Origin of the sequence: Citricoccus sp. I39-566 (assembly GCF_031432995.1) — a bacterium.
Taxonomy (GTDB): domain Bacteria; phylum Actinomycetota; class Actinomycetes; order Actinomycetales; family Micrococcaceae; genus Citricoccus; species Citricoccus nitrophenolicus_A.
In genome coordinates, this window is sequence record NZ_CP133842.1 from 2,588,141 (window position 1) to 2,604,895 (window position 16,755).

The following is a 16,755-nucleotide window of genomic DNA, read 5'->3' on the forward strand; positions in this document are numbered from 1 at the left end:
TTCGGCTCCCCATTCTAGGTCCAGCCGGTACGCTGGAGAGGACCGAATCCACTATTCCCTGCGGCCGCACGCCGGTGCAGGGCACCAGCAGAAGGTTCCAGCGGTGACCACCAGTCAAGAATCCGACGATCAGCAGTCCACCCAGTCCGAGGAGGCGCTGCAGCCCGAAGCAGTGCAGCCCGTAGAGGTCGCGCAGGCCGAGATCCCGGCCGCCGCAGCCGAGACCGAGGACGTCCTCGCCTCGGTCGGCTCGGTCGAGTCCGCCGATACGCCGATCTCCGAGCCGTCACCGAACGCCGCCCCCGCCGAATCGGCGTCGACCGCTCCTGCCGCCGAGGCAGCCCCGGCGGCCACACCGGCACCGGGGCCCGTGCCGGTGGCACCGAAGCCCGGCAAGGCCCCCAAGCCCTCCAACCTGCCGCGCCCGGCCGGCGCCCCTGGTCAAGCCTCCCCCGCCGCCGCGCCCGCGGCGCCGATGCCGGCGCCGAGCTACACGACGCCCCCCGAGGAGGCCGCGACGTACGCCAGGATCAGCGACGACGGCCACGTCGTCCTGCTCGACGGCGGCGAGGAGCACCCGGTGGGGCAGTTCCCGGACGGCACCCCCGAGGAGGCCCTGGCGTACTTCTCCCGCAAGTACGACGAGGTGGTCTCCCAGGTCATGCTGCTGGAGCAGCGCGTGGCCACCGGTGCCCCGGCCGGGGAGATCCAGAAGACCCTGGGCCACCTGCGCCAGACCATCGGCGAACGCGGCATGGTGGGCGACATGCCGGCCCTGCGCGCCCGCGTCGAGGCCCTGCAGACGCGGCTGGACGACCTGAAGCTCGCCGAGAGGCTGGCCCTGGAGAAGGCGCAGGCGGCGCAGCTCGCCACCCGCGAGGCGATCGTGGCCGAGGCGGAGGAGATGGCCGCCAGGGACCCGCAGCAGGTGCAGTGGAAGAACGCCAGCGCCCGCATGGCCGAGCTCTTCGAGAACTGGAAGGCCGCTCAGAAGGCCGGCCCGCGACTGGGCAAGTCGGTGGAGGACGGGCTGTGGAAGCGCTTCCGCACCGCCCGCACCACGCACGACAAGCACCGCCGTGCCTTCTTCTCCCAGCTGGACGCCACCAATGCGACGGCCAAGGCGGCCAAGGAGAAGCTCATCGCCCGCGCCGAGGCGCTCTCCACGTCCACGGACTGGGGGCCGACTGCCGGTGCCTACCGGGATCTGATGGACGAGTGGAAGGCCGCCCCGCGTGCCTCCCGCAAGGAGGACGACGCCCTCTGGGCCCGTTTCCGCGCCGCCCAGGACGTGTTCTTCAACGCCCGCAAGTCCCAGAACGACGAGATCGACCGGGAGTACGGCGAGAACCTCAAGGTCAAGGAGGCCATCCTGGCCGAGGGGCAGAAGCTGCTGCCCGTGACGGACGTGAAGGCGGCCCGCAAGGCCCTCAACGACCTCCGCGGACGCTGGGAGGACGCCGGCCGGGTGCCCCGCAAGGATGTCTCCCGCATGGAGTCGGCCTTCCGCAAGCTGGAGGACGGCCTGAAGTCCGCGGAGGACGACCACTGGCGCAAGACCAACCCCGAGACCAAGGCCCGGACGAACTCCGCGCTCAGCCAGCTCGAGGACAAGGTCGCCGAACTCGAGGACGACCTCACCAAGGCCCAGGCCAAGGGAGACGCCAGGTCCATCGCCAAGGCCCAGGAGGCCCTGGACGCCCGCAAGCTCTGGCTCGAGACGCTGCAGAAGTCGGCCCAGGGACTGCGCTGATCCCTGAGGTTGTCCACAGCTGTGGCCCGGCCGGGTGCCGGGCCACAGCTGTCTCTGCCACGCTGGGACGGTGACCCCCGCTTTGGCCAGCTCCCCCACCGAGACCCCCGTGGAGTTCCTGGTGCCCGGCCTGCCCTACTCCGGCCCGGAGCTGCGCGGCATGGAACTCTCCGGACTCGTGGACCACATGATCGGAGACCTCTACCTCCCCGCCGACCAGCGGCCGGAGCCGACTCGGGTGCGCGCCGCCGCCGCACACCGCCTGGCCGTCCCCGTGCTCACGGGGCGCTGGGCGGTCATGGGCGTGACGGCCGCCTGGGTCCTGGCCGGCGGCCCGGCACCCTTGGCGCTCGAGGCGGCCGTGGACCGCTACCACCGCATCCCGCTGCAGCCGCTGTCCGTCCGGCTGGCCCTGGAGCAGACGGACGTGGTGAAGGACCCTGCGGACGTCATCCACCTCTGGGGGCTGCCGTGCACCTCAGCCGCCCGGACGGTCGAGGACCTGCTGCGGCGGGCCGAGGATCCCGCCCGGGCCGCCGACGCCCTGACGGCGGCCGCCCGACTCCTGCCCATGACCCCCGCGGAACACCTACGGCAGCGCTTCGAACACCACCGGAGGCGGCCCGGAATGGCCGGTGCACGCCGAGCCCTGGAGACGCTGCTGGCCCGGGAGCCGAGGACTGCCGGCCGTCAGCCGTCGGCCGGGGCGGCGTTCCGGCCGGCCGTCCGGTAGACGTCATAGACGCCGTCGATCCGGCGGACGGAGGACAGCACGTGGCTCAGGTACTTCGGGTCCCCCATCTCGAACACGAACTTGCTGATGGCCACGCGGGACCGGGAGGTGTTCACCGAGGCGGACAGGATGTTCACGTGGTGCTCGGCCAGCACCCGCGTCACGTCCGAGAGCAGGGACTTGCGGTCCAGGGCCTCCACCTGGATCTCCACGAGGAACACCGAGGACTGGGTGGGCGCCCAGGAGACCTCGACCATCCGGTCCGGCTCCTCCTTCAGCTGGCCGATGTTCCGGCAGTCCGCGCGGTGCACGGAGACGCCGGAGCCGCGCGTGACGAAACCGACGATCTCGTCCGGGGGCACGGGGGTGCAACAGCGGGCCAGCTTGGCCATGACGTCCGCGGAGCCCTGGACCATGACGCCGGAGTCCGAGGTCCGGGTGGGGGTGGCGATGCTCGTGATCGGGATCGAGGACGTGTCCAGCGAGCCGTCGTCCGCCTCCGGCACCGCGTGCAGCCGCTCGAGGTGCTCGATGACGTTCTGCACCGAGACGTTGCTGTCCCCGATCGAGGCGTACAGGGTGGCGATGTCCGGCAGGTTCAGCTCAGTGGCCACGGCGGTGAGCGAGTCCGGGCCCATCATCTGCTGCAGGGGCAGGTTCATCTTGCGCAGCTGCCGGGTCAGCTGCTCCTTGCCCTTCTCGATGGACTCCTCGCGGCGCTCCTTGGAGAACCAGTGCCGGATCTTGTTGCGGGCCCGCGGGCTGCGGACGAAGCCGAGCCAGTCCTGGCTGGGCCCGGCACCCTCGGTCTTCGAGGTGAAGATCTCCACCCAGTCGCCGTGGTGCAGTTCGGAGTTCAGGGGCACCAGCTTGCTGTTCACCCGCGCGCCGATGGTCCGGTGGCCCACCTCCGTGTGGACGGCATAGGCGAAGTCCACCGGCGTGGACCCGGCCGGAAGGGCCATGACCTCACCCTTGGGGGTGAACACGAAGACCTCTGCGGCGTCGATCTCGGCCCGCAGCGAGTCCAGGAACTCGTTCGGGTCCGTGGTGTCCTTCTGCCAGTCCATCACCGAGCGCAGCCACCCCGGCGTCTGCTCCGCCGGGCCGGCGGCGCCGTGGGCGGACTGGTCCTTGTACTTCCAGTGGGCGGCCACGCCGTACTCGGCGCGGCGGTGCATCTCGTGGGTGCGCAGCTGGATCTCCACGGGCTTGCCACCGGGGCCGATCACCGTGGTGTGCAGCGACTGGTACATGTTCAGCTTGGGCATGGCGATGTAGTCCTTGAAGCGGCCCGGCAGCGGGCTCCACTTCGAGTGCAGGACGCCGAGGGCCCCGTAGCAGTCCCGGACCGAGTCCACGAGCACGCGCACGCCGGTGAGGTCGTGGATCTCGTCGAAGTCCTTCCCGCGGACGATCATCTTCTGGTAAATCGAGTAGAAGTGCTTCGGGCGGCCCGTCACCGTGGCCCGCACCCGGGCCTCCTTCAGGTCCTTCTCGATCTGCCCGCGCAGCGCGGCGAGGTTCTTCTCGCGCTCCGGGGTCCGCTCCCCCACGAGGCGGACGATCTCCGCGTACACCTTGGGGTACAGCGCCGCGAAGGACAGGTCCTCCAGCTCCCACTTGATGGTGTTCATGCCCAGGCGGTGGGCCAGGGGCGCGTAGATCTCCAGGGTCTCCTTGGCCTTGCGCGCGCTCGACTCGGGGGCCACGTACCGCCAGGTCCGGGCGTTGTGCAGCCGGTCGGCGAGCTTGATGACGAGCACGCGCACGTCGTCCGCCATGGCCAGCACCATCTTGCGGACGGTCTCGGCCTGCGCGGCGTCCCCGAACTTCACCTTGTCCAGCTTGGTGACCCCGTCCACCAGGACGGCCACCTCGTCCCCGAAGTCCCGCCGCAGCTGGTCCAGGGAGTAGCTGGTGTCCTCCACCGTGTCATGCAGCAGCGCGCCGGCCAGGGTGGTCCCCGTCATCCCCAGCTCGGCGAGGATGGTCGCCACCGCCACGGGGTGGGTGATGTACGGATCGCCACTCTTGCGCTTCTGGCCCGCGTGCGCCTTCTCCGCCACCTCGAAGGCGCGGATGATCAGGTCGAGGTCCTCTTTGGGCTGGCGCACCTTCAGCGTGCGGACGAGCGGTTCCAGGATCGGCGAGTAGTCGTTGGTGACCCGGCCGGTCAGTCGGGCCAGCCGGCTCCGGGGGCGGCGGGAGACGATCGCGGCGCCCGCGGGGCTCGCGGCCGTCGGGGTGCCGGCAGAACGAGGTGACCGCACCGCAGGGGGCAAGGCGGCCGGCGTCGTGGTCCGTGACTCCTCGCCGCCGGGCACGGAAGAGGAGTATGTCTGGTGGGGCGTGGGCACCGCGCGGGAATCCTCGCCCATGGTTGCCGTCCTTCCCGCGGTCAGCGCCTACCCTGGCGCCGCCCCGCTGTCCTGCCACCCGCACGGGAGGTAGTGGCCCATTCTAGTGCCCGCGCCGATCAGGCGGTGACGGGGACCTCGTCCTCGTGATCGCGCCGGTCCAGGACCTTCGCGTCCGCCTCCTTGATGCCCGGCTCGTTGCGCCGCAGCAGCGCGTAGAGCGGGGCCTGGATGAAGATCGTGGCCAGGGTGCCGACGATGACGCCCACGAAGATCGCCAGGGCGATGTCCTGCAGGGTGCCCGCGCCGAGCAGGAAGGCGCCGATGAACAGGATGGAGCCCACCGGCAGGATGCCCACCATCGAGGTGTTGATGGAGCGGACCAGGGTCTGGTTGATCGCCAGGTTGACCATCTCGGTGAAGGTCCGGGACGAGTCGTCGTGGTAGTCCTGTGCGTTCTCCCGGATCTTGTCGAACACCACCACCGTGTCATAGAGCGAGTAGCTCAGGATGGTGAGGAAGCCGATGATGGCGCTGGGCGTGACCTCGAATCCTGTGGAGCCGTAGATCCCGGCCGTCAGGGCCACCACGTAGAACAGCCCGATCACCGCGGCCAGGGACATCTTCCACGTCCGGAAGTACAGGGCCATCAGCAGGGTCACCAGCACGATGAAGATGACCAGGCCGATCCCCATCTGCTCGGAGATGTTCTGCCCCCAGGTGGGACCCACGAAGTTGGAGGTCACCCGGTCCTGCTCGACCCCGTAGGCGGACTGCAGGTTCTCCGCCACCGCCAGGGTCTGCTCGTCGTCCAGCCGGTCCGTCTGGATCCGCATGGTGCCCGGGGCGATGTTCGTGACGGTGGCCTCGGCCTCGGGGACGGCGTCCGTGACGGCCTGCTCGCCGGGGGCCACGTCCGTGTTCTGCACGGCGGACACGGTGAACTCGGAGCCGCCGCGGAAGTCGATGCCGAGGTTGAAGCCGCCCCGGGCCAGGGTGAGGCCCCCGGCGATCACCAGCAGGATGGCGGCGAGCGAGAACCAGAGCTTCCACTTCTTGACGAAGGGGTAGGACGTCTTGCCGGTGTAGAGCCGGTTGCCCCACTGGGCCAGTGCACTCACTTCTGCTCCTCCGTCCGGTCCGTGGCGGCGTCAGGGCCGGCGGACAGGCCGACGGCGGCCATCCGCTCCTCGCGGCGGCGTTCGGCGATGGTCTGGCGCTTCACCGCTTCCTTGGATGACTTCTGGTTCTTCCTGGGCCGGGCGGCCGTGGCCGCCGGCTTGAACTCGCGGATGCGTCCGGCGCCCTGGTAGAGCGGCTCCACGCCGAGCAGGGACGGGTCCAGCCCGGAGGCCTTGTGCCCGCCGCCGAAGAAGCGGGTGTGGGCCAGCAACTGCATGACCGGGTGCGTGAACATGAAGACCACGATGAGGTCCGCCACGGCCGTGAGGCCCAGGGTGAAGGCGAAGCCCCGCACGTTGCCCACGGCCACGAAGTACAGCACGACGGCGGCCAGCAGGTTCACCGCCTTGGAGGCGGTGATGGTGCGCTTGGCCCGGGCCCAGCCGTACTCCACGGCCTCCGGCAGCGGGCGCCCCGCCCGCAGTTCGTCCTTGATGCGTTCGAAGTACACGATGAACGAGTCCGCCGTGAGCCCGATCGCCACGATCAACCCGGCGATGCCCGCCAGGGAGAGCCGGTAGTTGTCCGACCACCCCAGCAGCACGATCGCCAGGTACGTCAGGACGCCGGCCACCACCAGGGAGGCCATGGTGACCAGTCCGAGCACGCGGTACTGGAAGAAGGAGTACACGGCCACGAGGGCCAGGCCGATGAGGCCGGCGATCAGGCCCAGCCGCAGCTGGTCCGCGCCGAGGGTCGCGGAGATCTGCTGCTCGGACTCGATCGTGAAGCTGATCGGGAGGGCGCCGTACTTCAGCTGCTCGGCCAGGGCCGCGGCGGACTCCTCCGTGAAGTTCCCGGAGATCTGCGCGCGGCCGTCCGTGATGACGGCGTTGGAGTTCGGGGCGGAGACCACCTGGCCGTCCAGCACGATGGCGAACTGCTTGCGCGGATCGCCCTCCGGGAACGGCGTCAGGCGCTGGGTGACCTCGCGGAACTTGTCCGCCCCCTCGCCGTCGAAGGTCAGGTTGACGGCCCACTGGTTCGTGGACACGCCGGTGGCGGTGTTGACCATGCCGTAGTCGGCGTCGGCGATGTCCGTGCCCGGCACCTCCACGGGGCCGACGATGTACTTCACGCCCTGGTCCGGGTCGCACACGATCGCGGCCTCGTCCTGCGGCAGGTCCTCACGGTTGGGGTCTCCCAGCACGGCGGGGCAGTCATAGGCCTCGAACTCGGCGGCCAGCTCCGGGGTGATCCAGTTCGGGTCGGAGCCGTTCTCCGGCTCGGCGGTGGGTTCCGGGAACTCCTCCACCGGGGTGCGCTCCTCCTCCGGGGTCGCCGTGAACGGCCCCCGGGTGATGACCGGCCGGAACTCCATGTTGGCGGACGCCTGGATCAGCGCGCGCGTCTCCTCGTCCGGGATGCCCGGGAGGGAGACCACCACGTTGGAGCCGCCCTGGGTGGTGATCTCCGCCTCGGCGACGCCGGAGCCGTCCACGCGCTGGCGGATGATCTCCACCGCCTGATCCAGCTGCTCGGCCGACACGTCCTGCCCACCCGTGGCCTCGGGGGCGAGCACCATCTGCGTGCCACCCTCCAGGTCGAGGGCCAGCTTGGGGGCCAGTTGGGCCTGGCCGGTGAACACGCCTGCGCCGAGGATCGCCGCGAGGACGACGGTCAGGCCGGCGAGCCACCAGAGGGTGCGCTTGGCGCGTCCCCGGGGGGTCTTATCTGCCATGGAGGATGCGGCTTTCGATCAGTCGGGACTCAGGAGGGGATCAGCGCGCTCAGGGACGCTCGGTGCCGGGACGCTGCTCGTCCGGGCCGTTCTCGTCCTGGCGGCTCGGGTTCTCCTCCAGGCCGGCCGGGGAGTCCGGGACGGTGGTGTCCGGCACGGAGCTCCCACCCTCGGACGCCGCTGCGGCGGCCACGGGATCCACGGCCTTGCCGATGGCCTGCAGGTGCACGGTGGCGGTGTTGCCCGGGGAGATCTCGATGACGGCCTTGTTCTCCTCCTTGTCCACGGACAGGATGGTGCCGAACAGGCCCATGGTGGTCATGACCTCCACGCCGGGGCCGAGGGTGTCATGCAGCTGGCGCTGCTGCTGCTGGGCCTTCTTGCTGCGGCGGAACATGCTGAAGATCAGGAAGCCGAAGACCACCAGCATGAGCAGCAGGAAGGGATCGAAGGGCATTCCGCCGCCGCCTTCCGGGTTCGCGCCTTCGGCGACGATCGAGACGGTGGTCGGGGCAATCAGCTGGGTCACGTCGGGGACACCACATTCCAGGGTCGGGGCACAGGGCAACCCGGCCAGTCTACGGGGTGCCCGGACCGAACAGCGTGTCCGTCTGCCCGGCCGCGTCGTCACGCGGCCCGGCCCCGTCCCGGCCGGTCGACCCGGCCACGGTCCAGAAGGCGGCACCCGGCGACTCGGGTGGCGGCGTGAGCCCCAGGTGCTCCCAGGCGGCGGGCATCGCGATGCGACCTCGCGGGGTGCGCCCGAGCAGGCCCTCGCGGACGAGGAAGGGCTCGGCCACGGTCTCCACCGTCTCGGTCTCCTCCCCCACCGCGATGGCCAGCGTGGACAGGCCGACCGGCCCCCCGGCGAACTTGGTGCACAGCGCCTGGAGCACGGAGCGGTCCAGGCGGTCCAGGCCCTTCTCATCCACCTCGTACATCTCCAGGGCGGCGGAGGCGGCACGGGAGTCCACCTGCTCCAGCCCGCCGACCAGGGCCCAGTCCCGCACCCGGCGCAGCAGCCGGTTGGCGATGCGGGGGGTGCCCCGGGACCGGCTGGCGATCTGGGTGAAGCCCGCCGAGTTGACCTTCATGTCCAGCAGCAGGGCCGAGCGGCGCAGCACCAGCTCGAGCTCCTCCGTGCTGTAGAACTCGAGGTGCCCGGTGAACCCGAATCGGTCCCGCAGCGGCCCCGGCAGCAGCCCGGCCCTCGTGGTGGCGCCCACCAGGGTGAAGGGCGGGATCTCCAGGGGGATGGAGGTGGCCCCGGCGCCCTTGCCCACCACGATGTCCACGCGGAAGTCCTCCATGGCCATGTAGAGCATCTCCTCGGCCGGGCGGGACATCCGGTGGATCTCGTCCAGGAACAGCACCTCGCCCTCGGTCAGGGAGGAGAGGATGGCGGCGAGGTCACCGGCGTGCTGGATGGCCGGGCCGGAGGAGATCCGCAGGGGCGCGTTCATCTCCGCGGCGATGATCATGGCCAGCGTGGTCTTGCCGAGGCCGGGCGGGCCGGACATCAGCACGTGGTCCGCGCTGCGCCCGCGCATCCGGGCCGCTTCCAGCACCAGGGAGAGCTGCCGGCGGACGCGTTGCTGGCCCACGAAGTCGTCGAGGTTCTTGGGCCGCAGGGCCGCCTCGAGGTCGCGTTCCTCGCCCTCGGCTCCCCCTGCCACGATCCGGCCGTCTGGCTGTTCCGTCATGCGCCGCTCCCCCGCGTCCTAGCGTCCGGACCGGGAGGACTGGCCCTGGCCCAGGTGCCGCAGGGTCGCCTTCAGCACGCTGGCCACGTCACCGGACTCCTCCAGTCCCGGCTCGTGCCGGACGGTGTCCCGCACGGCCTTCTCCGCGTCCTTCTCGGTCCACCCCAGGCCGGTGAGGGCCTCCAGCACGCGGTCCATCCACGGCTGCTCCACGGCGCCGGCCGGGTCCCCGTCCGCGCCGGCGGCCACCGGGGCCCCGGTGGGGACCAGCTTGTCCGTCAGCTCCAGCACGATGCGCCGGGCCCCCTTGGGGCCGATGCCCGGGACCTTGGTGAAGGCCTTGTCGTCCCCCGTGGAGGCGGCCACCCGGACGGCCTCGGGGTCATGCACGGCCAGCACGGCCAGGGCCAGCCGCGGCCCCACGCCGGAGACCCCGAGCAGCACGTCGAAGACCTCGCGCTCGTCCTCGGTGGCGAAGCCGAAGAGCGTCATCGAGTCCTCCCGCACCACCATGGAGGTCAGCACCCGGCCCGGCTCGCCCACGTGCAGGCCCGCGAGGGTCTGGGGGGTGGCGGAGAACCTCATGCCGAATCCGGACACGGTGATGACGGCGTGGTTCAGGGCCACGGACTCGACGGTGCCGGTCAGGGAGGAAATCATGCTCAACTCGCTAGCTTGGTTCGAACGTATCTCCGAAGACCCTAGCCCATGGCGGCGCTCAGATGCGGGATCCGCCGCCCCAGCCGTTGGAACCCCTGGCGCCGCGGCTCCGCTGCTCGGCGGCCAACCAGGCCTTCTGGGCCGCGGTGCCCGCGGCGCCTCGGGCACCGGGGCGACCGGCCGCCGTCGGGAACCGGGACGCGCGCTGCGGGCTGGTGAGGTGGCCGGTGTCCAGGCCCCGGCCCATCAGCCCGCCGCGCCAGGCGTGGGTGATGGCCAGCGCCAGGGCATCGGCGGCGTCCGCGGGCTTCGGGGGCGCGTCCAGCCGCAGGATCCGGGTGACCATGGCGGTGACCTGGTCCTTGCCGGCGGTGCCGCTGCCCGTGACGGCGGCCTTGACCTCGGAGGGCGTGTGCAGTGCCACGGGGATGCCGTGCCGGGCCGCGGCGGCGATCGCCACGCCGGAGGCCTGGGCGGTGCCCATGATGGTGGGCGTGTTGTGCTGGGCGAACATGCGCTCCACCGCCACGTGGTCCGGGGCGTGCCGGTCCAGCCACTCGTTGACGGCCTCGTCGATCGCCAGCAGGCGCCGGTCCAGGGGCTGCTCCGCGCCGGTCCCGACGACGGTCACCCCCACGAGCGTGGCAGTGCGGTTGGGCGCCACGTCCACCACGGCGATGCCGCAGCGGGTCAGCCCGGGATCGACCCCGAGCACCCGCAGCGGCCCCGGCTCACGGCGTGCGGTCCGGCCGGTCACGGGGACGGTCAGTCCTCGCCCAGCTGCGCGAGGACCTCGGGGGCGATGTCCACGTTGGAGTACACGCTCTGCACATCGTCCAGGTCCTCGAGGGCGTCCTCGAGGTGGAAGTAGGTCTTGGCGCCCTGGACGTCCAGGTCCACCTTCATGGTGGCCACGAACTCCATCTCGTCCGTGTCGTACTCGATGCCGGCCTCCTCCAGGGCGGTGGCCACGGCGCGCAGGTCCGAGGGATCGCACAGGATCTCGAAGGAGTCCCCGGACTGCATGACCTCCTCGGCGCCGGCGTCCAGCACGGCCATCAGGATGTCGTCCTCGGTGTGGCCCTCGGCGGGGAGGCGGACCAGGCCGGTGCGGTTGAACAGGAAGGCCACGGAGCCGGAGTCGGCCATGGTGCCACCGTTGCGGGTCACCGCGGTGCGGACGTCCGCGGCGGCACGGTTCTTGTTGTCCGTCAGGCACTCCACCATCAGGGCCGACCCCTGGGGGCCGCGGACCTCGTAGATGATCTCGGTGTACTCGATGACCTCGCCGGTCAGTCCCGCGCCGCGCTTGATGGCGCGGTCGATGTTGTCATTGGGCACCGACTGCTTCTTGGCCTTGGTCACCGCGAGCTCGAGGGCCGGGTTGCCGTCCAGGTCCGGGCCGCCGACGCGGGCCGCCACCTCGATCCCCTTGACGTACTTGGCGAAGGCCTTGGCGCGCCGCGCGTCGATGACGGCCTTCTTGCGCTTGGTGGTCGCCCACTTGGAATGCCCTGCCACGTGTTCTCCTCCCCTCGCCCGCCGCGGTGACCCGCGCGCCGGCACTGGCTGTTGTCTGGTCCGATTCTAGTGGGACGGTCCGGACGAGCCCTGTCCCCCGCCCCGCGAATGTGAAACAGTTGCTTTCCATGACCGAGAACCCCCTGCTGACGCCGTCCACGCTGCCCTACGGCCTCCCCGACTTCGCCGCGATCTCCGACGAGCACTTCCTGCCCGCCTTCCGCTCCGGCATGGCCCAGCACCGCGAGGAGCTCCGGGCGATCGCGGCGGACCCCGCCGAGGCCACCTTCGAGAACACGTTCCGGGCCTTCGAGCGCTCGGGAGGCCCGCTGCGGCGGGTGCAGATGGTCTTCTCGAACCTCGTGGCCGCGGACGGCACGGACACGCGCCAGGCGATCGACGAGGAGATCAGCCCGGAACTCGCGGCCCATGAGGACGCCATCTACCTCGACGAGGACCTCTACCGCCGCCTCGCCGGGCTGGACCTGGACGCGGCGGGTGGGGCCGGGGAGCGGCTGGACGGGGAGGACCGGAGGCTGGCCGAGGAGGTCCTGAAGAGGTTCCGCCTGCTCGGCGCCGAGCTGGACGCGGCGTCCAAGGCGCGGCTGGCCTTCCTCAATGAGCGGCTGGCCGTGCTGTCCTCCCAGTACGGCCGGCGCATGGTGGCGGAGAACGCGGCCTCGGCCGTCTGGTTCGGCACCGCCGCAGAGCTGGCCGGGCTCTCGGAGCAGGACCTCTCCTCGGCCGCGGCCGCGGCACGGGAGGCGGGGCACCAGGGCGGCTACCTCCTGACGCTGTCCATGTTCACCTCCCAGCCCTGGCTCGCGGTGGTGGAGGACCGCGAGTCCCGGCGGCGGATCCACGAGGCCGCGTGGCGGCGCGGCACCACTCCGGGCGAGCACTACGCCCTGGACCTGGCGGTGGAGCAGGCCACCCTGCGCGCCGAGAAGGCCGGCCTGCTGGGCTATCCCAGCTGGGCCGAGTACGCCCTGGTGGACCGGACGGCCCCGGGCCTCGGCGCGGTCCGCGAGCTGCTGGAGCGGGTCATCCCCGCGGCCACCGCGAACGCCCGCCGCGAGCGCGCCACCGTCCAGGCACTGGCCGGGCACCCCATCGAGCCCTGGGACTGGCCCTTCTACGCGGCCCGCGTGGAGCGGGAGCAGTACCGGGTGGATGCCGCGGGGCTGCGGTCCCACTTCGAGCTGGACCGGGTGCTGCGGGATGGCGTGTTCGCCGCCGCCGGCGCCCTCTACGGGCTCTCGTTCCGCGAGCGCGAGGACCTGTCCGGGTACGCCCCGGGGGTGCGCGTCTGGGAGGTGTCCGACGACGGCCCCTCCGGTCCCCCGGTGGGGCTGGGGTTGTTCGTGGGAGACTTCTTCACCCGCCCCACGAAGTCCGGCGGGGCGTGGATGAACTCCTTCCGCGAGGCCTCCACGTTCCTGGGCGAACGGCCCGTGGTCAGCAACAACCTGAACATCCCGCAGCCGGCCCAGGGCGAGCCGGCCCTGCTGACCGTGGACCAGGTGAACACCCTGTTCCACGAGTTCGGCCACGCCCTGCACGGGCTGCTGTCCACGGCCCGGTATGCCACCCTGTCCGGCACGGCGGTGCCCCGGGACTTCGTGGAGTTCCCGTCCCAGGTCAACGAGATGTGGATGTACTGGCCGCAGATCGTCGCCGGCTACGCGCGGCACGTGGCGACCGGCGAGGCGATCGACCCGGAGCTGCTGGAGGCGATCGAGGCGTCCGCCCTGTGGGGCGAGGGCCACCGCACCACGGAGTACCTGGGGGCGGCCCTGCTGGACCTGGCGTGGCACGCCCTGGCACCCGGCACCACGGTGGAGGATCCCCTGGCCTTCGAGGCCGAGCACCTCGTGGCCGCCGGGCTGGACCCGGAGCTCGTGCCGCCGCGCTACCGTTCCAGTTACTTCAAGCACATCTTCTCCGGCGGCTATGCGGCCGGGTACTACTCCTACCTGTGGTCCGAGATGCTGGACGCGGACACCGTCGAGTGGTTCCGCTCGCACGGCGGGTTGACGCGCCAGAACGGCGAGCGCTTCCGCGCCGAGCTGCTCTCCCGCGGCAACACGCGGGACCCGATGGAGTCCTACCGTGCCTTCAGCGGCCGGGACGCCGATCCGGAGCACCTGCTGCGGCGGCGGGGACTGCTCTAGTCTCCCGGTGTTCTAGGCCCGCAGTCCTCTAGGCCGTGAGCTGGGCCAGTCCCGGCCGCGGAGAGGTCAGCACCGCATGCAGCCACAGCCGCACGGCCCGGTCCCACTTCTGCGGGTCCACGTTCCACTCGCGGGTGTGGCGGGCCAGGTGGAACCGGACGAAGCTCACCAGCTGGGGCACCTTGGCTGCCAGCTCCATGGAGGGGCCGATCGGCACGAAGTCGTCGTCCTCGGAGTGCAGGATCAGGGTCGGCACCCGGAGCTGGTCGGCGCGGGTCAGCCAGTCCATGGCCTTCAGGTCCACGGGGGCGGCCAGGCCGGTGGCCCACCGGCCGGCCTTGTTGCTCATGAGCCACTGGCCAAGCTGGCCGATCGCGTCCGGCAGCCGGTTGAGCCTGGCCTGGTGGGCCAGCACGTCCACCCAGTTGATGACCGGCCCGTCCAGGACCAGGGCGGCCACCATGGAGGACAGCTCGGAGCGGTCGGCCATCTGCAGGCACACCGCCCCGCCCATGGACCAGCCGAACAGGACCACCTCGCGCGCGCCGTGCTCGAGGGCGTACGCCACGGCGGCCTCCACGTCCTTCCACTCCGTGCTGCCCAGCCCGTAGCGGCCGTCCCCGGCGGCCGGGGCCTCGCCGTCGTTGCGGTAGGAGATCAGCAGGGACGTCATCCCCAGCGCCCGCGCCGTGGCGATGGCCCGGATCCCCTCGGTGCGCTTGGCGCCGCGGCCGTGCACCATGACGGCCCAGACTCCCCTGCCGGCGGGTCCGGGGGTGGTCTCCTGCTCGCCCGGGCGGATGAGCCAGGCCGGGGCGGTGCCGTTCTCCACGGGGATCCGCACGTCCTCGGTCTCGTAGCCGAGCGTGCGCGGGGTCGGGTAGACGAAACCGGTCCACCGGCCGCGCACGGCCTCCCGCAGCTCGCCCGCGTAGACCTCCTCGACCTGGCGCTGAACGGTCCCATCCCTCGGGTCGAACGACGTCACCGCACCGATCCGCGCGAGTCCCGCGCCGCCGTCGAACACCAGGGAGTACACCCCGGGCACGGTGGTCTCCTCCGTCACGGGCAGGATGACCTCCAGCCCGGTCTCCCCCTGCACCACGGCGAGGATCTCGAGGTCCTCCGCGGGCGTCTTGACGGGCGTGACCACCGTGCGGGCGAAGAGTCCCGCCAGCCCGGAGACGGTGCCCGCCGCCACCGAGCCGGCCACGATCCCGCCGACTGCGGCGAGGGAGGACCACCGCATGACCGGTTCGGCCTGCCCGATGGACTTCTTGAGCCGGGTCCGGCGGTTCTGCGCGTGCCGGCTGGAGGAGCGGGGGGAACGAGAGGTCATGCCCCATTCTGTCCATGTCCCTGCCGAGACCGCCAGCGGGAGGCCCGCGACGCGTCCGTGGGAATCATCACGGTGATCCGTGGTGTTATGGCTGTCATGAGCGATCTGACCACCCCAGAACACCACGACCCCGCAGACACCGCCGCCCGCGGGCGGTCCGAGGACGAGTGGCGCGAGCGGCTGAGTCCCGAGGAGTTCCAGGTCCTGCGCCAGGCTGGCACCGAGCGTCCCTTCACCGGCGAGTACTGGGACGCGCAGACCGAGGGCGTCTACGCCTGCCGCGCCTGCGGGTCCGAGTTGTTCCGCTCGGACACCAAGTTCGACGCGCAGTGCGGCTGGCCCTCCTTCTTCGCCCCCCTGGCCGAGGACCGGGTGGAGTACATCAAGGACTCCACCCTGGGCATGGAGCGCATCGAGGTGCGCTGCGCGAACTGCGGCTCGCACATGGGCCACGTGTTCCAGGGCGAGGGCTTCGACACCCCCACGGACCTGCGCTACTGCATGAACTCCGTGTCCCTGACCCTGACGCCGAAGGCCGGCGCGTGAGCGCAGCGCGCCGGGGCTTCGCCTCGGACAACTACGCGGGCGTCCACCCCGAGGTCCTGGCCGCGCTGGCCCAGGCCAACACGGGCCACGAGCCGGCCTACGGTGACGACTCCTGGACCGCGCGGCTCCAGGACCTCGCCCGCGCCGAGTTCGGCGAGGCCGCGGAGGCCTTCCCGGTCTTCAACGGCACGGGTGCCAACGTGGTGGCGCTGCAGTCCCTGCTGCCGCCGTGGGGTGCCGTGATTTGCGCCGAGTCCGCGCACATCCACCAGGACGAAGGCGGCGCGCCGGAGCGCATCGCCCACACCAAGCTGCTCACGGTGCCCACCCCGGACGGCAAGCTCACCCCCGAGCTGGTCGACCGCCAGGCCCACGGCGTCGGCTTCGTGCACCGCGCCCAGCCCGCCGTCGTCGAGATCGCCCAGGTCACCGAGCTCGGGACGGTCTACACGCCGGAGGAGATCCGGGCCGTCACCGAGCACGCCCATGGCCTCGGGATGTCCGTGTACCTGGACGGGGCCAGGCTGGCGAACGCGGCCGCCGCCCTGGGGACGGACCTGCGGTCCTTCACGGCCGACGTCGGGGTGGACGTGGTCTCCTTCGGGGGCACCAAGAACGGCGCCCTGGGTGCCGAGATGGTGGTGGTGCTGAACCCCGACGCCGTCGCGTCCGGTCCCGGAGGACGGCGCGCCGAGGGCGCGTCCCAGGCCGTGGGCTACCTGCGGAAGTCCTCCATGCAGCTCGCCTCCAAGATGCGCTTCGTCTCCGCCCAGCTCGTGGCCCTGCTCAGCGACGGGCTGTGGCTGCGCTCCGCGCAGCACGCCAACGCGATGGCGGCCCGGCTGGCCGCGGGGGCCCGCGCCCTGGAGGGGGTCACGCTCACCCAGGAGCCGCAGGCCAATCAGGTCCTGGCCGTCCTCGATCCCGCCGTGGCCCAGGCCGTCCGCGCCGACTACGCCTTCTACGACTGGGACGAGTCGCGGAACGAGGTGCGCTGGATGACGTCCTGGGACACCACCGAGCAGGACGTGGACGGCTTCGTGGCCGCGCTGGACGCGGCGCTGCGGCGGGGCTGATCAGCGCTGAGTCAGGGCTGATCACCA

The 16,755-nt window shown here is 71.4% G+C and carries 14 protein-coding genes; 5 read left to right on the plus strand and 9 right to left on the minus strand.

What is annotated here, in order from left to right:
* Positions 1 to 103: 103 nt before the first annotated feature.
* Together RE421_RS11925 and RE421_RS11930 are read left to right on the plus strand one after the other, a co-directional pair.
* Positions 104 to 1,753, plus strand: coding sequence for a DUF349 domain-containing protein (locus RE421_RS11925; protein WP_309810113.1), 1,650 nt, complete (start codon positions 104 to 106; stop codon positions 1,751 to 1,753).
* A 70-nt stretch (positions 1,754 to 1,823) separates the two neighbouring features.
* The gene (locus RE421_RS11930; protein WP_309810116.1) at positions 1,824 to 2,486 is read left to right on the plus strand and encodes a hypothetical protein; all 663 of its coding nucleotides are present in this window, start codon (positions 1,824 to 1,826) and stop codon (positions 2,484 to 2,486) included.
* On the opposite strand, the gene RE421_RS11935 is transcribed toward RE421_RS11930, so the two are convergent.
* The 8 genes from RE421_RS11935 to RE421_RS11970 all read right to left on the minus strand — a co-directional run bounded on the left by RE421_RS11935 (position 2,444) and on the right by RE421_RS11970 (position 11,593).
* Positions 2,444 to 4,867 (minus strand): bifunctional (p)ppGpp synthetase/guanosine-3',5'-bis(diphosphate) 3'-pyrophosphohydrolase, encoded by a 2,424-nt coding sequence (locus tag RE421_RS11935; protein ID WP_309810119.1) that lies wholly within the window; start codon positions 4,865 to 4,867, stop codon positions 2,444 to 2,446. The two genes, RE421_RS11930 and RE421_RS11935, sit on opposite strands and share 43 nt — an antisense overlap.
* Positions 4,868 to 4,965: 98 nt before the next feature.
* Positions 4,966 to 5,967, minus strand: coding sequence for a protein translocase subunit SecF (secF, locus tag RE421_RS11940; RefSeq protein ID WP_309810122.1), 1,002 nt, complete (start codon positions 5,965 to 5,967; stop codon positions 4,966 to 4,968).
* Complete coding sequence (gene secD / locus RE421_RS11945; protein ID WP_309810125.1) at positions 5,964 to 7,709, minus strand: protein translocase subunit SecD; 1,746 nt, start codon at positions 7,707 to 7,709, stop codon at positions 5,964 to 5,966. The genes secF and secD overlap by 4 nt, the downstream gene beginning before the upstream one ends.
* A 49-nt stretch (positions 7,710 to 7,758) precedes the next feature.
* Entirely contained in the window at positions 7,759 to 8,238 is a 480-nt protein-coding gene (gene yajC / locus RE421_RS11950) for a preprotein translocase subunit YajC (RefSeq protein WP_309810128.1), read from the minus strand.
* Between the two features lie 49 nt (positions 8,239 to 8,287).
* On the minus strand, positions 8,288 to 9,412 hold the full coding sequence (ruvB, locus tag RE421_RS11955) for a Holliday junction branch migration DNA helicase RuvB (RefSeq protein ID WP_309810131.1): 1,125 nt from the start codon (positions 9,410 to 9,412) through the stop codon (positions 8,288 to 8,290).
* 18 nt (positions 9,413 to 9,430) lie between these two features.
* Positions 9,431 to 10,072 (minus strand): Holliday junction branch migration protein RuvA, encoded by a 642-nt coding sequence (gene ruvA, locus RE421_RS11960; RefSeq protein ID WP_309810133.1) that lies wholly within the window; start codon positions 10,070 to 10,072, stop codon positions 9,431 to 9,433.
* Positions 10,073 to 10,130: 58 nt separating this feature from the next.
* The gene (gene ruvC / locus RE421_RS11965) at positions 10,131 to 10,829 is read right to left on the minus strand and encodes a crossover junction endodeoxyribonuclease RuvC (protein WP_309810136.1); all 699 of its coding nucleotides are present in this window, start codon (positions 10,827 to 10,829) and stop codon (positions 10,131 to 10,133) included.
* A gap of 8 nt (positions 10,830 to 10,837) precedes the next feature.
* Positions 10,838 to 11,593, minus strand: coding sequence for a YebC/PmpR family DNA-binding transcriptional regulator (locus RE421_RS11970; RefSeq protein ID WP_309810139.1), 756 nt, complete (start codon positions 11,591 to 11,593; stop codon positions 10,838 to 10,840).
* 128 nt (positions 11,594 to 11,721) lie between these two features.
* Here RE421_RS11970 and RE421_RS11975 point away from each other — a divergent pair, with 128 nt between their 5' ends.
* Positions 11,722 to 13,767, plus strand: a complete 2,046-nt coding sequence (locus tag RE421_RS11975) for a M3 family metallopeptidase (RefSeq protein ID WP_309810141.1) — start codon at positions 11,722 to 11,724, stop codon at positions 13,765 to 13,767.
* Positions 13,768 to 13,795: 28 nt separating this feature from the next.
* On the opposite strand, the gene RE421_RS11980 is transcribed toward RE421_RS11975, so the two are convergent.
* Positions 13,796 to 15,106 carry an alpha/beta fold hydrolase gene (locus RE421_RS11980; protein ID WP_309810145.1) on the minus strand — a complete coding sequence of 437 codons (1,311 nt, stop codon included), beginning with the start codon at positions 15,104 to 15,106 and terminating at the stop codon, positions 13,796 to 13,798.
* A gap of 96 nt (positions 15,107 to 15,202) precedes the next feature.
* On the opposite strand from RE421_RS11980, the gene msrB reads away from it, so the two are divergent.
* The gene (gene msrB, locus RE421_RS11985) at positions 15,203 to 15,652 is read left to right on the plus strand and encodes a peptide-methionine (R)-S-oxide reductase MsrB (RefSeq protein WP_309810147.1); all 450 of its coding nucleotides are present in this window, start codon (positions 15,203 to 15,205) and stop codon (positions 15,650 to 15,652) included.
* Entirely contained in the window at positions 15,649 to 16,728 is a 1,080-nt protein-coding gene (locus RE421_RS11990; protein ID WP_309810150.1) for a beta-eliminating lyase-related protein, read from the plus strand. The genes msrB and RE421_RS11990 overlap by 4 nt, the downstream gene beginning before the upstream one ends.
* The last annotated feature ends 27 nt before the right edge of the window (positions 16,729 to 16,755 follow it).

Coding starts and splice junctions, on each gene's coding strand:
- RE421_RS11975 (WP_309810141.1), top strand. CDS start 11,722: ATGACCGAGAACCCCCTGCTGACGCCGTCCACGCTGCCCTACGGCCTC.
- msrB (WP_309810147.1), top strand. CDS start 15,203: ATGAGCGATCTGACCACCCCAGAACACCACGACCCCGCAGACACCGCC.
- secD (WP_309810125.1), bottom strand. CDS start 7,709: ATGGCAGATAAGACCCCCCGGGGACGCGCCAAGCGCACCCTCTGGTGG.
- RE421_RS11980 (WP_309810145.1), bottom strand. CDS start 15,106: ATGACCTCTCGTTCCCCCCGCTCCTCCAGCCGGCACGCGCAGAACCGC.
- ruvA (WP_309810133.1), bottom strand. CDS start 10,072: ATGATTTCCTCCCTGACCGGCACCGTCGAGTCCGTGGCCCTGAACCAC.
- ruvB (WP_309810131.1), bottom strand. CDS start 9,412: ATGACGGAACAGCCAGACGGCCGGATCGTGGCAGGGGGAGCCGAGGGC.
- RE421_RS11935 (WP_309810119.1), bottom strand. CDS start 4,867: ATGGGCGAGGATTCCCGCGCGGTGCCCACGCCCCACCAGACATACTCC.